The sequence below is a fragment of the Bacillus sp. 522_BSPC genome, assembly GCF_001076885.1.
In the GTDB taxonomy this organism is placed as follows: Bacteria; Bacillota; Bacilli; order Bacillales; family Cytobacillaceae; genus Niallia; species Niallia hominis.
In genome coordinates this window covers 1-15524 of record NZ_JVDT01000207.1, presented here as the reverse complement: position 1 = coordinate 15524, position 15524 = coordinate 1, and the positions used below count along the sequence as shown (strand labels likewise).

Genomic DNA, 15524 nt, shown 5'->3' with positions numbered 1-15524 from the left:
ATCTAAGTTTAAAAGGCGGTTACGACCAATCATCAATAGCTATCTGTTTTTCAGTGGTCGCGTAGTGAGGCTCAGCTTCCTCTCCGGCGCATCCGTGCATCTGTAGCACAATGAACGACTTATTTTATACACTTAACTATATTTAAAAACATAGATAGTGTAGCATTATTTAAGAGCTAAATTAGAGATTGTTCGTCTTTAAAGATTAGTTATTTAGTTTTGTCCCAGTCTCTTTTGGCTGTATTTGACAAACATTTCTAAAAAAGATTGCCAGTTACCAAAATAATATATATAATATGGAATATTTCGAATATGGAAAGAAGCGATGAAGATGGAGAAAAACAACATTAAAAACGGGGTAATATTTGCTGGTATATCTTACTTAATATGGGGACTATTCCCGATATATTGGAAGCATCTGCAAGGAGTTGGGGCAGATGAAATTCTCGCAAATCGAATTTTTTGGTCATTTATTTTTATGTGCATTTTACTAACATTTACTCGTAAATGGGAATTATTCTTTCAAACATTAAAATCATTTAAGCACCAGAAAAGACAGGGTATCATGCTGTTTATTGCATCTATATTAGTAAGCTGCAATTGGTTTATCTACATTTGGGCTGTAAATGCGAATAAAATAATCGAAACGAGTCTAGGGTATTATATAAATCCACTGGTAAGTGTATTATTAGGCATTTTTGTAATGAAAGAGAAATTGTCTAAAATACAGTATGTTTCTGTAGGATTAGCTGCAATTGGAGTTTGTATTATTACTTTTGCTCATGGAGCATTTCCATGGATTGCTATTTCATTAGCATTAACATTTGGCTTATATGGATTAACAAAGAAATTAATCAAAATTAATTCGGATGTAGGATTAACCTTGGAAACCATGTTTATTACTCCATTTGCCTTAATGTATATTGGCTATTTATTTTTAAAAGGAGATCATGCATTTTTAGCTGTATCTACTAGTTTAGACTTCTTATTAATTATTTCTGGTGTGTTAACAGCAGTGCCATTGTTGTTTTTTGCAAAAGGAGCGCAAAGGATTCCGCTATCCATGCTCGGGTTCATTCAATATTTAACACCTACATTAACACTAATACTTGGGGTATTCGTTTATCATGAACCATTTACAACCTCTCATTTATTGGCATTTATATTTATTTGGTCAGCATTATCCATTTATTCTTTATCACAAACAAAACTATTCTCTAATTCAAAAAAGCAACAGCAAGCAAAGGGAATAGCGTAAAGAATCTATTTAAGTAATCCGACATTTTCCTGAAACAATATCGGTACTTATACGTATAAGAAATAGAAAGAAATAATAGGGGGTTATAAGTAATGAGTGGAAAACGTTGGGCAGCTTTAGGGATAGCTGGTATTATTTTTGTCTTTTCCATTATTACCAGTATGGTATCTGTAGCGTTCACAACGGACGTAGAAGATTTATTTGGACAATTTCTTAGTGAAGGGGAAGGGCCATATGTAGAAGAATACATAGAGGACGGAGATTTCTCTGAGAAGATAGTTGTACTGGAAGTGTCTGGGACCATTCAAGATACTGGAGATGCCGAATCTCTTTTTTCGACAGTAGGTTATAATCATACTTCCTTTATCGAAAAATTAGATTACATAAAAGAGGATCCTAGTGTAAAAGGTGTAATTTTGAAAGTAAATTCTCCTGGTGGAGGAGTTGTAGAAAGTGCACAAATCCATGATAAATTAGTAGAAATTCAAAAAGAATCAAAAAAACCAATATACGTATCAATGGGATCTATGGCAGCGTCTGGAGGGTACTACATTTCTGCACCTGCTGATAAAATTTTTGCTAGTCCGGAAACATTAACAGGCTCACTTGGAGTTATTATGAGTGGATATAATTTCGAAGGGCTTGCTGAAAAGTATGGAGTAGAGTTTGTCACAATTAAGAGTGGGAAATATAAGGATATCATGAGTTCTACAAGAGAAATGACAGAAGATGAAAGAGAGATTTTACAAAATTTAATTGATAATTCTTATGCCGGTTTTGTTAAAGTCATTGCTGATGGTCGAGGAATGACAGAGGCAGAAGTGAAGAAAGTCGCTGATGGACGGATTTACGATGGTAGACAGGCGAAGGAACTAAATTTAATCGACGATTTTGGCTATTTTGATGATGTAGTAGAACAGATGAAAAATGACTATGATTTAAAGGACGCAGCTGTCGTTACCTATACCGACAATACTGGTTTTGCTTCCCTATTTGGAATGACTGCCAAAAAATTAATTACAAGTGAGGATAAAGAATTAGCAAATATACTAAAGATTGTCACCAATGCTAACTCGCCTCGACTAATGTATTTATATGCAGAATAGGAGGGGGACAAATGAGTAATAACCGTGAAAATATAGAATCAGAATCTTCCCTGAAGGACGAGGAACTATCCGAATTAACGGTATCATTAAATGAAACCGTTGAATCAAAGGAACAAAATCTGAATGTTGGTGATAGTAAGTTAGATTCTAAAGGCAAAGTTTCGTATGTATATGCCGGCTTTTGGATGCGCTTTTGGGCTTATTTAGCAGATATAGTGATTGTATCGAGCGTTAATCGTATTCTTATTTATCCGATTTTAAGAATAATAGATGTACCGTTACATGAATCGAGTATTTTTTCTACCGTTAACATTTGTACGGCCATTACGTTTTATTTATATTTTGTTTTAATGACACTGTTTTTAAAACAAACGTTAGGAAAGATGATTTTTGGCTTGAAGGTTATACCGATGAACAAAGAAAGATTAACATGGGACACTATCCTTTTCCGTGAATGGATTGGTCGATTTATCTCTGGCAGCTTTATTATTTTATATGCGCTAGTTGCCTTCTTGCCGAAGAAACAAGGTCTTCATGATTTATTTGCTGATACAGCAGTCATTCATGATCGATAATAGGAACCGAGGTTGGGACATAAGTTTTAACTAATAATAAAAACGGACATTTATGCAGTTGGTATGCATTAGTGTTCGTTTTTTGTGTTTTGGAAAGATGATTTTTAAAAAAGTAAATTGGTTATTTCGTTTTGTCACATCCTAGTTTTTATTTTTGAATACTAATTCCATAGCATAGAAAAGAATCAGGAAGAAATAGGTTTATTTTTTCATATTTTATCCAATAATAATAGGCTGAAGGGAAGTGTTACCAAAGTGAAAGTTCTTTCCATAATTGGTCTTATTATTGGTGCTCTTTTTTTAGTGCTTATTTTTCTGTGTTTTTTAAAATTAACGATACATATACGCTATTATCATAAGAAAGATAATGATGATTTAAAGATAGAGCTTCGAGCATTGTTTGGACTCATAAAATACAAAAAAACCATTCCTTTGATAAAAATAGATGAGGACTCTCCAACACTGGTGATGAAAGAGGAGACGGAATTACAGGGTAAACAGGAAACTGTAGAGGAAACAAAGCAATTTTCCGCCTCTGATTTATTAATTTTTTTATCTAATTCAAAAGAATTATTAAACCATGTTGTACAGTTTCATCGCATAGTAAGGTCATTTTTAGCAAAACTAACAATTAAGCATATCGAATGGAGCTCGATTGTTGGTCTAGGAGATGCAGCACATACTGGAATGATTTCTGGTGCTATTTGGGCTGTTAAAGGAAGTATTATTGGCATTATTAGTAATTATATGAAGCTTAAAGACATGCCCAAAATCAACATATATCCACAATTTCAAGGAATGGCCTCTGAAACATTATTTTCTTGTATGATTCAATTTCGGATAGGGCATGCTATGATGGCAGGAATTAAACTGGTTAAATATTGGAAAGATGGTTTTCCAAAGTTTAAAACAAGTGAACCATCTATTCCAAGTAAACAATAGCAACGGAGGAATGGGAAAATGTCAGATCATCCAATTCAAGGCTTAATGACAACTGCAATGGAAAACTTAAAAGAAATGATTGATGTCAATACGATTATTGGCGATCCTGTTGAAACACCTGATGGCAGTGTCATCTTAACCGTATCTAAAGTGGGATTTGGATTTGCTGCTGGTGGTAGTGAATTCACACTTGAAAATCATTCATTAAATGATTCGTTGACTAAACATCCTTTTGGAGGGGGAAGTGGTGGGGGAGTAAGTATTACTCCAATTGCTTTTCTTATTGTAAATGGTGAGGGCGTAAAAATGGTGCATTTAGATGAAAGTACCCATCTATACGAAAAAATATTGGACATTGCTCCACAAGCTGTTGATAAGATTCAACAAATGTTCGCTAAAAAAGATTCATCTTCTGAATCAAGCAACAACAACGCTCATACAAACCAGCCGAAAGAAGATATTGAGTTTTAAAAAAATCAATTAGATGTAGTTTAAACGAGTTCACACAAAATAGTGGACTCGTTTCCTTTTTTTTATAAAAAAAGCCAATTATATTTCTTAAGAAAGTACGTTTTTTTTGCAAATAAAAAAAACTATCGATATTATGGTAGTAAATACATAGAATGAAATCGAAAATGGAGGAGAGGCAATGGCAAATATAACGTTTAAGCATAACCCGGTAACATTGATTGGAAATGAAGTGAAAGTCGGAGACAAAGCTCCAGATTTTACCGTGTTAGCAAATGATATGTCAGAGGTAACATTAGCAAGCTCAAAGGGAAAGGTCCGCCTTTTTAGTGTTATCCCTTCTATTGATACAGGTGTTTGTGATACTCAAACAAGAAAATTTAATGAACAAGCAGCTAGACTTGAGAATGTGGAGATAATAACAGTAAGTGCTGATTTACCTTTCGCTCAAAGAAGATGGTGTGCTGCAAGTGGCTTGGACAATGTTATTACTGTATCAGATCACAGGGATTTATCTTTTGGAGAATCATATGGTGTGGCGATGAAAGAATTGCGATTGTTAGCTCGTGCTATTTTTGTTGTTGATTCAACTGATACTGTAACTTACGTTGAATATGTTAGTGAGGGCAGCAACCATCCGAACTACGAGGCAGCGATAGCAGCAGTGAAAGCAGCGAAATAACGATAATAACTTATAGGTAATACAATCGATTATCTGGTTAAATTTTTAACCGTATGATAAGCTAGAGTTTGGCCTTCTATATAAAGGACAGGCTCTTTTTATTTGGCTGTATCCTATTATGCAAAATTCAGAGATAGTTATGTAACGGAAAATTTATGTTTAGAAATCTACAATAAATTAGGTGATAATAGATGAACATTTCTCCAGTAGAAGAATTATTTACAGTATTTAATGAAACAGCATTAATTATTCAAGAAGAATTGGAATATACGTATTTAGAATCATTAGCTTTAACAGGAGAAAATATCTTTCAAGAAGCTATATTACAAGAAGAATTAAGTGAATTAAGTAAGAAAAGATTAAGAAACGCCTATGAAGAAATCAAATTGGCCAAATACACAAAAGAAGAAATTCGCAAAGCTTTTCAACTTGTCATTTTAAAAGGGATGAAAGAAAATACACAACCAAATCATCAAATGACACCTGATTCTATCGGCATTCTTTTTGGCTATTTAGTGCAAAAGTTTTGTACGAAAGTGGAACTGCGTTTGTTAGATTTAGCGGTTGGAACCGGTAATTTATTAACTACTGTTATGAATCACCAGCAAGGGAAGAATATAGCTGCATACGGTGTAGATGTTGATGACTTATTATTACAACTAGCACTTGTAAATGCAAATCTACAGGAACAGCCAATTGAATTTTTTAACCAAGATAGTTTAGAGCATTTATTTATTGATCCAGTAGATGTTGTTGTAAGTGATTTACCAGTTGGTTATTATCCGAATGATGTTCGTTCTAATGAATTTAAAGTCAAATCAAATAATGGGCATACATATGCACATCATTTATTTATAGAGCAAAGCATGAATTATCTAAAACCAGGTGGCTATGCATTCTTCGTTATACCAAACAATTTATTTGAATCCGAACAAGCCGCAAATCTGCATGATTATATAAAAGAAGAAGTACACATACAGGGGATTATGCAATTGCCGGAAACGCTTTTCAAAAATAAACAGTCGGCAAAAAGTATATTGATTCTGCAGAAAAAGGGGAATAATATAGTTGCACCGAAACAAGTTTTACTTGCAAAAGTGCCTAGCTTCTCCAATATGCGTGGAATGGAAAAAGTTTTAAATGAATTGGACACTTGGATTCAAACAAATAAAAAAGATTAACCGGAAAATTTTCTGGGTAAATCAATTATTGTTATAAAACAGATTCTCTCTATTATATAGTAGGAAATCGACAAAAATTTGTCTTTTTTTTGAAATATCGACGAAAATCCAAAAAAAAATGAATAACTAGGCATAATGTGCTTGAAATGTTTCTAGTAGAATGTTTTAATGAAAAACTGAAAGAAGTAAATCTTGTCTGTTGTATGATTCGATCTGTTCAATGTCAGACAAAGTAAATAAAAAGTTGTTATACAAAAGGGGAGTAAAACATTTTATGGCAAAAATTATTGCGATTAATGCTGGTAGTTCTTCATTAAAGTTTCAATTATTCGAAATGCCAAGTGAAGAAGTAATTACAAAAGGTTTAATAGAGCGCATTGGATTAAATGATGGAGTATTCAATATTAATTTTAATGGCGAAAAAATCAAAGAAATATCTGATATCCCAAATCATGAAGTAGCGGTAACAATTCTATTATCAAAATTAACAGACCTTGGAATTGTTGCATCGTTTGATGAAATCGATGGAATTGGACATCGGGTATTACATGGTGGGGAAGAGTATGCTGATTCTGTTTTAATCACAGAGGAAGTAATGGTTAAACTTGATGCTTTATGCGAATTAGGACCATTACACCAACCAGCAAACTTAACTTGTATTCGTGCATTCCAACATGTATTACCAAATGTGCCAGCTATAGCAGTATTTGATACAGCGTTCCATCAAACAATGCCGGAAAAATCTTATTTATACAGCCTTCCATATGAATATTATGAGCAATACGGAATTCGTAAATATGGTTTCCATGGAACAAGCCATAAATATGTGTCACAACGTGCGGCAGAATTATTAGGTCGTCCAATTGAACAACTACGTTTAATTTCTTGTCACTTAGGAAATGGGGCTAGTATTGCGGCTATTGAAGGTGGGAAATCTGTTGATACTTCTATGGGATTCACTCCACTTGCAGGTGTAACAATGGGAACACGTTCAGGTAATATTGACCCGGCGTTAATTCCATTTATTATGGAAAAAACGGATCAATCTGCTGAGGAAGTAATCCAAGTATTAAATAAAAAGAGTGGCCTTTTAGGGATTTCTGGTTTCTCAAGTGATTTACGTGATATTACAGAACAAGCACAAGCTGGAAATGACCGTGCTGAACTAGCTTTACAAATCTTTGCAGATACCATCCATAAATACATCGGATCTTATGCTTCTGGCATGAATGGTGTAGATGCAATCATCTTCACAGCTGGTATCGGTGAAAACAGCGAAATCGTTCGTGCTAGAGTCCTTCAAGGTCTTGAATTTATGGGCGTTTACTGGGATCCAACATTAAACAAAATTTCTGGGGAAGAGTCATTCATTAACTACCCTCACTCTCCAGTAAAAGTAATGGTTATCCCAACAAATGAAGAAGTAATGATTGCAAGAGACGTTTGCAGATTAGCTGGTATCTAAGTTAACTAAATAAAAAATCTTGTTTGTATCATTATTAATTAAAAGGCAATCTACTCGTAGAACAATATACGAGGTAGATTGTCTTTTTCCTGTATGAAAAAAAGGAATCCAATTTGAAATAACAAAAATATTGTCTTTCCTTAGATTCTTTTAGTAAAATAAGGAATGATTCGTTATGAAACTGGGGGGATTACATGCTATCGAAAGCAGAAAACTTTTATTTGGATAAAATAGAGCAATGGGAAAATGAATTAATCAACCAGCGACCAAATAAACTCTTTTATATTTATTCCGATTATATTAATGCCAGTTTATCCTATATTCCAGATATGCATAAACAAATAATATTACAATCACTTGATAACATCCTATTTCATCTTCATGCCATCTTATTTAATTCCACCTTTCAACGAAATACCGCACAAAAATTAATGCATCAGGCAAGAGTGCATAATGAATCCATCTTCACATTAAAAGACATGAAAAAATTAAATAATGACCAATTACATGCAATTGCAAATAAACAAATGGCACATTACAGATTACTTGCTACTGGGCAAGGTATATTGGCATCGAAGCATACTGGCTTTCTGATGGGAGATTTTCTTTCTATTCTTATAATCAATCTTCGGGCAGTTCAGGTTTTAGCTTCCATATATGGAAGACCTGCAGATAGTCCGAGTGAAATAATGATTTCATTGAAAGTATTCTGTACAGGCTGCTTGCCATATAAACAGCGAATGGAAGCTTGGGTTGAAATCATGGGTGAATTGGAAAAGGAACAACAAAGCTTTTTTTATAATGGCAATGATGAAATGGTGCCAGAAAAGATGTTGCAGACGTTATTAACAGAGCTAATAAAGCTTTCCTTTCTCCAATTTTATAAAGGGTCCCATACAGGAGCAGTAATAGGGGCTGCAGGAAACTATCATTTTACGAGAAATATAACAGAAGTAGCACATCATTATTATCAAAAAAGCTATTTATTAAACAAACGGGAAGAAAATTGATAGATGGAGAAAGGAAAAAACATGGAAGATTACTCAATAGATGAACTGAAACAGGAAAAAAGCAGACTGGAATATACAAAAAATTATATGAATATCGTTTTGCAAGAGGCTCAAATAAATCAAGGAGCATTACAGGAAAATGTAAAAGATGCTATTAGTAATGATGAAGCTCTTGACAGTAGTTTGAGTTATATCAATTATTTAACGAATAGTAAATTTTTGCAGCTGGCAACAACCGAGTTAAATATTTTGAAACGGATTTTAGATGCACCATATTTTGCACGGATTGATTATCAAATGAAGGGCAAATCACAAAAAGATGTTTATTATTTAGGGAAGACCTCTTTGTACGAAAAAGATACGCAAAAACCAATTATAGTAGACTGGCGTTCCCCGATTGCGAATGTTTATTATGATGGACGTCTTGGAGAAGTTGCTTACGAAGTTAATGAAGAAACAATCGAAGGATATTTATCCTTAAAAAGACAGTTTAAAATCGAAAAAGGAAAATTGCTTCATTTTCAGGATATTGACCTAACAACAACGGATGAGTTATTACAGCAATCACTTGCCGGAAAAGCTGATCAGCGTCTAACTGAAATTATATCCACTATCCAGGCAGAACAAAATGAAATCATTCGGGCGGATTTAAACCGGCCGATTATAGTGCAGGGAGCTGCAGGTAGTGGGAAAACGACTATTGCCTTACACCGAATATCTTACTTTATATATAACTATGCTCGATACTTTCAACCAGAGCAGCTAATGATTATTGCGCCAAATAATATGTTTATAGGATATATAGCAGAGGCATTGCCAGACTTAGGCGTAGAGAAGATACGCCAAACGACTTTTCTGGACTATGTCCTATTATGCATTGGGAAAAAAATGAAAGTAATCCAGTCCAATAAAAAACTTCTATCTTTTATTAATCATGAGAATAAACAAGAAGAAATGATCAAGTGGCTTTCTCGTTATAAAGGTTCTTTAGCTTATAAAAAAGTAATGGATAATTATCTGATTGATATTTGTAATGAAATGAGCCCAAAGCAAGAGTTCCGTGTGGAAAAATTCCCTTTATATGGGGCAAAAAAATTAGAACGATTATTTAAGAAGGAATATGATTACCTTCCCTTAATCAAACGGAAAGAGAAAATAAAGGGGATATTGCAAGCAGATTTAAAGCGGAAAAAGAAAGTGATTTTAAGTAAGCTAGAAGATAAATATGAAGATGCATTGGATCGTGCTTTACGGATTAAAGAGGATGATAAGCGAAAAGAGAGGGTAGTCTATTTTTTGGATACAAAGCAAGAACGATTAGCCAATGTCAAAAAAGAAGCTTCGACTGCCGTTAGAAACTATATGAAAACGATGCAGACAAATGATTTATATGGATACTATAGCCGATTATTTTCTGATAAGGAGCTCCTTCGAAAATATACAGAGGATGCCTTAACAGAAAGGCAATTGGATTATATGATTGCCTTTCAGCAGCGGATATTGAAGCAAAAGAAAGTAGAGATCGAGGATCTTGGGGCATTATTTTATTTGCAATATAAAATCTTTGGTATTGATAAAGAATATCGCGCTAAGAATATCGTGATAGATGAAGTACAGGATTATAGCGAATTTCAATTATATGCCCTAAAAGCAGGATTGGAGACTGATATGTTTACCCTCGTTGGAGATTTAGCACAAGGCATTCATTCGTATCGAGGGTTACAAAACTGGAATACACTGCAGCAAGCTGTATTTCCACGAGCTAATTATATGACCTTGCAAAAAAGCTATCGTACTACAATCGAAATTATGTTTTTGGCAAATGAAATTCTGCATTTACTAGATGAAGATTTACCAAAGGTGAAACCTGTTGTACGTCATGGAGAAAAACCAACTGTTCATTTGTATGAGCATAAAGAAGCTTTAGTAGATAAAATAGTTCAATTAGCAAAGGGTTTACAGGATGAAGATTTTCACTCTATTGCTATCATTGGCAAAACAGAAGCAGAGTGTAAGACTATATTCAAAGAAATGCAAAACAGAAAAATTCCAAATGTTCAATTCTTACGAGAAAATGAAGAGTTAGAAAAAAATTATTTGATCATTGTACCAAGCTATCTTTCAAAGGGATTAGAATTTGATGCAGTATTTCTTTTCACCTTAAGTGAGAGTTTTACACAAGAAGAAATAGATTTAAAGCTATTATATGTAGCGATGACAAGACCAATGCACCGACTTCATTTATTTACTAGGGAAAAATCAGATTTATTATTGGATAAAGTGGATGAGCAGCATTATACAGCAGAGATAAACAGATAGAATTAAAGGGAGGAAGGCATGAATAAACAAACACATATCAACGATCATTACTGGCAAGTGGGCTGTAAAGTGATAACGGTTAGTGATACAAGAACAACCGAAACTGATAAGAGTGGCAAACTGATGATTGAATTATTAGAACAAGATAATCACTCAATAGAAGACTACATTATTATTAAAGATGATAAACAACGAATTCAACAGGAAATAGTTAAAGGAGTACAATCAGAGAAAATTGATTGTATCCTTCTCAACGGAGGTACGGGCATTTCTCCAAGAGATGTGACAATTGAAGCGATAAAGCCACTTCTGATAAAAGAATTGTATGGATTTGGAGAACTTTTTCGCATGCTAAGCTACACAGAAGATATCGGCTCTAGTGCCATTTTATCAAGAGCAATTGCTGGTACCATTCATAATAAGGTCGTTTTTTCAACTCCCGGATCAACTGGGGCAGTACGCCTTGCGATGAAGAAGCTAGTTCTTCCAGAATTAAGCCATGTAGTAAGTGAATTGCATAAGTAATGGATGAGTAAGGTTAGCAACCTCTTATATAAGAGGTTGCTGACCTTTTTTTGTTTGAATAAAGATATATCTTTCATTGTAAATAAAAGTATCTATACTTCTAATGAGAAAATGTATAAATTCATGCATAAATTATAGACTTCGAGATAGAAGGATTTAAAATGATTTAGCTGTACAATGAGATAAATTAGGATGACAAAGAAATGGGTATGTATAAAAATGAAATAATTTATATTTTTATAAAAATTCTATTGAAATTATTAGAAAAAGTTGTTAAAGTGATACATATAGTTTTTGAATAAAAATATAAATAAATGAATATTTATTCGCATATAGGAGGAATTAGGTAATGGCAAATCCAAAAGTTGTTTTAGCATATTCAGGTGGATTAGATACATCTGTCGCAATAAAGTGGTTACAAGATCAAGGTTATGATGTAGTAGCTTGCTGCTTAGATGTTGGGGAAGGAAAAGATTTAAACTTTATTCAACAAAAAGCATTGTCAGTTGGGGCTGTTCAATCTTATGTAATTGATGCAAAAGAAGAATTCGCACAGGATTTTGCACTTACTGCTATGCAGGCACATACCCTTTATGAAGGGAAATATCCACTAGTTTCTGCATTATCAAGACCTTTAATATCGAAAAAATTAGTAGAAGTGGCCGAAAAGGAAAATGCTGTCGCAGTCGCACATGGATGTACGGGAAAAGGAAATGACCAAGTGCGTTTTGAAGTATCGATTCAAGCATTAAACCCAAATTTAAAAGTACTAGCCCCTGTTCGTGAATGGGGATGGTCTCGTGAAGAAGAAATTGCCTATGCAAAAGATAAAAATATTCCGATACCTGTTAACTTAGATAGTCCATTTTCTATTGACCAAAATCTATGGGGAAGAAGCAATGAATGTGGTATTCTAGAAGATCCTTGGGCTGCTCCTCCAGAAGAGGCATATGATTTAACGGTTAGTCTTGAAAATGCACCTAATCAAGCAGATGTTATTGAAATTGAATTTAAAGAAGGTGTTCCAGTTAGCATTGATGGCATCTCTTATTCCCTTTCTGAGCTAATCCTTCAGCTTAACAAAATTGCTGGAAAACATGGTGTTGGTAGAATAGATCATGTAGAAAATAGATTAGTAGGAATTAAATCTAGAGAAGTGTATGAATGTCCAGGTGCTTTGACACTTATTAAAGCACATAAAGAATTAGAGGATATCACACTTGTCAAAGAAGTAGCGCATTTTAAACCAGTAATTGAAAAGAAAATTACAGAAGTTATTTATGAAGGACTTTGGTTCTCTCCAATAACAAAAGCTTTACAAGCGTTCTTGCAAGAAACACAGAAAAATGTTACGGGAACTGTTCGTGTGAAATTATTTAAAGGACATGCGATAGTAGAAGGAAGAAAATCACCTAATTCTTTATATGATGAAAAACTTGCTACGTATACTTCAGACGATGAGTTTGATCATGCAGCAGCAGTAGGTTTCATTAAACTTTGGGGACTTCCAACAAAGGTTCAAAGCATTGTGGAAAATGGCAAGAAGGTGACTGTGTGAAGAAATTATGGGGAGGCAGATTTACAAAATCTGCGGAGGAATGGGTGGATGAATTTGGTGCCTCCATTTCCTTTGATCAAGAACTAGTATTAGAAGATATCGAAGGGAGCATAGCCCATGTGGCTATGCTCTCTAAAACAGGAATATTGCCTGTTGAAGATGCGGAAAAAATTAAAGATGGTTTGCTAACACTAAAAAAACAAGCAGAAAATGATGAATTAACGTTTTCTGTAAAACTAGAAGATATTCATCTTAATTTAGAAAGTCAGTTAACGGATTTAATTGGTCCTGTTGGTGGAAAGCTACATACTGGAAGAAGTAGAAATGACCAGGTAGCTACAGATATGCATCTTTATTTACGAAGACAAGTGAAATTAATCATTCAATTATTAAATGAATTGCAGGTTGCTCTTTTAGAAAAGGCAGAAAATCACATCGAAACAGTAATGCCTGGCTATACACATCTTCAACGTGCACAGCCTATTTCTTTTGCACATCATTTAATGGCGTATTTTTGGATGTTTGAAAGAGATAAACAAAGATATCAGGAAAATTTGGCAAGAATCAATCTGTCTCCACTAGGTGCAGGTGCTCTAGCAGGAACAACTTTTCCTATTGATCGTGTATATAGTGCTGATTTACTTGGATTTGATTCCATTTATGAAAATAGCATGGATGCAGTAAGTGATCGTGATTTTATCCTAGAATTTCTATCAACTAGCTCTATTTTAATGATGCATCTTTCTCGTTTTAGTGAAGAAATTATTCTTTGGTCTTCTCAAGAATTTAAATTTATTGAATTGGACGATAGTTTTTCGACGGGAAGTAGTATCATGCCGCAAAAGAAAAATCCGGATATGGCCGAATTAATCAGAGGAAAAACGGGACGGGTTTATGGTAACTTAATGGGATTATTAACTGTACTGAAAGGACTACCTCTTTCCTATAATAAAGACATGCAGGAAGACAAAGAGGGAATGTTTGATACAGTAAAAACAGTTGTCGGCTCGTTGCGTATTTTTGCAGGGATGATTCAAACAATGAAGGTTAATGAACAAGGAATGGAAAAGGCAACAAAAAATGACTTTTCGAATGCAACGGAACTAGCTGATTATTTATCAGATAAAGGGATGCCATTTAGAGAAGCACATGAAGTGGTGGGAAAATTGGTTTTGTATTGTGTGAATAAAAATTGCTATTTACAGGATTTAAGTATAAATGAGTTAAAAGAGGCAAGCGGCTTATTTGAAGATGATATTTACCATGTCCTTAATCCAAGAACAGCAGTAGAAAGACGAAATAGTGCTGGCGGAACTGGATTTAAACAAATCGAGAAAGCAATGGAAAAGGCAAAGCTTTGCGTTTTAGAAAAAGAAGAAGTGAAGTAATAGCTTGTTTGCAAAGTGAAAAGAATATTCTATTTGAATGCAACTTTGCAATCGAATAGAATATTCTTTTTTTACCGTTCGAAAGGATATGCATTTTAAAGGATATTTGACGTTTAGTGTAAATCCCTGTGAGCTGAGCGATGGTGCTTCTTGCCATAACCCATTCCCTACAGTAAGTATCCTTATCTTTTCTCTTGATGGCTGTATCCTAGAAAGGGGCCGTGTCCCTGTGCATTTGCTATTATACTTAATTTTTCTCTTAACTATTTCGCACAATTAGCACATCACAAGGTGCGTTTCTTGTTATTCCTTCCGAAACACTTCCAATGATAAATCTCTCAACTGCATTTAATCCAGTTGCTCCACAAACAATTAAATCTGCTTCGTATTTTTTTGCAACCTCTCGTGGAACTACTGCTCTTGGTGATCCGAATTCAATTGCTTTTACTACATGTTGTATTCCTTCAGCTGTTGCTTCGGTTACATATTTATCTAATAACTCATTTGCGAATTCATCTGATTTCGCTGCAATGGACTGATCGTATGCAGCCACTGTTGCGAATGATCTTGTATCAATAACGTGAGCAATGACAAGCCTAGAGTTATTTTCTTTCGCGATTGAAATCGCTTTCTTCATTGCTTTGTCTGCTTCTTCTGAACCATCTACTGCCACAATAATGTTTTGATAGTTTACGTTCATAAGCGTTCACTCCTTTATTTAATCTACTTCTATTATATACCCATTTCATGCATAAGTTTAACTTTTCAATCAGATAATAGATAAGAAATTAAGGAAAGAAGGAATAGAAAATGGATAAACTAAACGGAAGTACCAACAATGATTTTCAATTTGATGAAAAAGGAAGAGAAGAAGTAACCGCACAAGTAATGGAATCCTATAATGATGGTGCTATTGATGTTTTCTTGGATACTGAAAAGAAACAGAGTCGAAAGTAAACTTGAAAGAACAAATGAAGCTGGGACAAAACTAAATAACTAATCATTAAAGACGAACAATCTTTAATTTATCTCTTAAATAAAGCTACT

Annotated in this window: 15 protein-coding genes; 14 read left to right on the top strand and 1 reads right to left on the bottom strand. The window is 34.1% G+C overall.

Annotation, left to right across the window (positions count from 1 at the left end):
- The first annotated feature begins 331 nt into the window (after positions 1-331).
- The 13 genes from rarD to argH all read left to right on the top strand — a co-directional run bounded on the left by rarD (position 332) and on the right by argH (position 14477).
- Positions 332-1258 carry an EamA family transporter RarD gene (gene rarD / locus ADJ83_RS17370; protein ID WP_031534956.1) on the top strand — a complete coding sequence of 309 codons (927 nt, stop codon included), beginning with the start codon at positions 332-334 and terminating at the stop codon, positions 1256-1258.
- Positions 1259-1350: 92 nt separating this feature from the next.
- Positions 1351-2364: a signal peptide peptidase SppA gene (sppA, locus tag ADJ83_RS17365; protein ID WP_031534954.1), complete on the top strand. Its 1014-nt coding sequence runs from the start codon at positions 1351-1353 to the stop codon at positions 2362-2364.
- Between the two features lie 11 nt (positions 2365-2375).
- On the top strand, positions 2376-2939 hold the full coding sequence (locus tag ADJ83_RS17360) for an RDD family protein (protein WP_031534952.1): 564 nt from the start codon (positions 2376-2378) through the stop codon (positions 2937-2939).
- A gap of 255 nt (positions 2940-3194) precedes the next feature.
- Positions 3195-3881, top strand: a complete 687-nt coding sequence (locus ADJ83_RS17355; RefSeq protein WP_031534950.1) for a DUF2953 domain-containing protein — start codon at positions 3195-3197, stop codon at positions 3879-3881.
- A gap of 18 nt (positions 3882-3899) precedes the next feature.
- Complete coding sequence (gene ytfJ / locus ADJ83_RS17350; RefSeq protein WP_031534948.1) at positions 3900-4352, top strand: GerW family sporulation protein; 453 nt, start codon at positions 3900-3902, stop codon at positions 4350-4352.
- A gap of 178 nt (positions 4353-4530) precedes the next feature.
- A complete protein-coding gene (gene tpx, locus ADJ83_RS17345; protein ID WP_031534946.1) occupies positions 4531-5031 on the top strand; it encodes a thiol peroxidase in 501 nt (166 codons plus the stop codon).
- Between the two features lie 191 nt (positions 5032-5222).
- The gene (locus ADJ83_RS17340; RefSeq protein ID WP_031534944.1) at positions 5223-6212 is read left to right on the top strand and encodes a class I SAM-dependent methyltransferase; all 990 of its coding nucleotides are present in this window, start codon (positions 5223-5225) and stop codon (positions 6210-6212) included.
- Between the two features lie 274 nt (positions 6213-6486).
- Positions 6487-7677, top strand: a complete 1191-nt coding sequence (locus ADJ83_RS17335; protein ID WP_031534942.1) for an acetate kinase — start codon at positions 6487-6489, stop codon at positions 7675-7677.
- 194 nt (positions 7678-7871) lie between these two features.
- A complete protein-coding gene (locus tag ADJ83_RS17330; protein WP_048718524.1) occupies positions 7872-8687 on the top strand; it encodes an EcsC family protein in 816 nt (271 codons plus the stop codon).
- A gap of 3 nt (positions 8688-8690) precedes the next feature.
- Positions 8691-11006, top strand: a complete 2316-nt coding sequence (gene helD / locus ADJ83_RS17325) for an RNA polymerase recycling motor HelD (protein ID WP_231512494.1) — start codon at positions 8691-8693, stop codon at positions 11004-11006.
- Between the two features lie 18 nt (positions 11007-11024).
- Positions 11025-11531 (top strand): MogA/MoaB family molybdenum cofactor biosynthesis protein, encoded by a 507-nt coding sequence (locus ADJ83_RS17320; RefSeq protein WP_035415961.1) that lies wholly within the window; start codon positions 11025-11027, stop codon positions 11529-11531.
- A 349-nt stretch (positions 11532-11880) separates the two neighbouring features.
- A complete protein-coding gene (locus ADJ83_RS17315; RefSeq protein ID WP_031534933.1) occupies positions 11881-13089 on the top strand; it encodes an argininosuccinate synthase in 1209 nt (402 codons plus the stop codon).
- The gene (gene argH, locus ADJ83_RS17310) at positions 13086-14477 is read left to right on the top strand and encodes an argininosuccinate lyase (protein ID WP_031534931.1); all 1392 of its coding nucleotides are present in this window, start codon (positions 13086-13088) and stop codon (positions 14475-14477) included. Before ADJ83_RS17315 ends, argH begins: the two co-directional genes overlap by 4 nt.
- Positions 14478-14736: 259 nt before the next feature.
- Here the strand turns inward: argH and ADJ83_RS17305 are convergent, their stop codons facing one another.
- The gene (locus ADJ83_RS17305; RefSeq protein ID WP_031534929.1) at positions 14737-15177 is read right to left on the bottom strand and encodes a universal stress protein; all 441 of its coding nucleotides are present in this window, start codon (positions 15175-15177) and stop codon (positions 14737-14739) included.
- A 110-nt stretch (positions 15178-15287) separates the two neighbouring features.
- Between ADJ83_RS17305 and ADJ83_RS25710 the strand changes: the two genes are divergently transcribed.
- Entirely contained in the window at positions 15288-15434 is a 147-nt protein-coding gene (locus ADJ83_RS25710; RefSeq protein WP_155986732.1) for a hypothetical protein, read from the top strand.
- The last annotated feature ends 90 nt before the right edge of the window (positions 15435-15524 follow it).

What these genes read in the sequence shown, in the direction of transcription:
- rarD (WP_031534956.1), top strand. Translation starts at nt 332, where the DNA reads ATGGAGAAAAACAACATTAAAAACGGGGTAATATTTGCTGGTATATCT.
- sppA (WP_031534954.1), top strand. Translation starts at nt 1,351, where the DNA reads ATGAGTGGAAAACGTTGGGCAGCTTTAGGGATAGCTGGTATTATTTTT.
- ADJ83_RS17360 (WP_031534952.1), top strand. Translation starts at nt 2,376, where the DNA reads ATGAGTAATAACCGTGAAAATATAGAATCAGAATCTTCCCTGAAGGAC.
- ytfJ (WP_031534948.1), top strand. Translation starts at nt 3,900, where the DNA reads ATGTCAGATCATCCAATTCAAGGCTTAATGACAACTGCAATGGAAAAC.
- tpx (WP_031534946.1), top strand. Translation starts at nt 4,531, where the DNA reads ATGGCAAATATAACGTTTAAGCATAACCCGGTAACATTGATTGGAAAT.
- ADJ83_RS17340 (WP_031534944.1), top strand. Translation starts at nt 5,223, where the DNA reads ATGAACATTTCTCCAGTAGAAGAATTATTTACAGTATTTAATGAAACA.
- ADJ83_RS17335 (WP_031534942.1), top strand. Translation starts at nt 6,487, where the DNA reads ATGGCAAAAATTATTGCGATTAATGCTGGTAGTTCTTCATTAAAGTTT.
- ADJ83_RS17330 (WP_048718524.1), top strand. Translation starts at nt 7,872, where the DNA reads ATGCTATCGAAAGCAGAAAACTTTTATTTGGATAAAATAGAGCAATGG.
- helD (WP_231512494.1), top strand. Translation starts at nt 8,691, where the DNA reads ATGGAGAAAGGAAAAAACATGGAAGATTACTCAATAGATGAACTGAAA.
- ADJ83_RS17320 (WP_035415961.1), top strand. Translation starts at nt 11,025, where the DNA reads ATGAATAAACAAACACATATCAACGATCATTACTGGCAAGTGGGCTGT.
- ADJ83_RS17315 (WP_031534933.1), top strand. Translation starts at nt 11,881, where the DNA reads ATGGCAAATCCAAAAGTTGTTTTAGCATATTCAGGTGGATTAGATACA.
- ADJ83_RS17305 (WP_031534929.1), bottom strand. Translation starts at nt 15,177, where the DNA reads ATGAACGTAAACTATCAAAACATTATTGTGGCAGTAGATGGTTCAGAA.
- ADJ83_RS25710 (WP_155986732.1), top strand. Translation starts at nt 15,288, where the DNA reads ATGGATAAACTAAACGGAAGTACCAACAATGATTTTCAATTTGATGAA.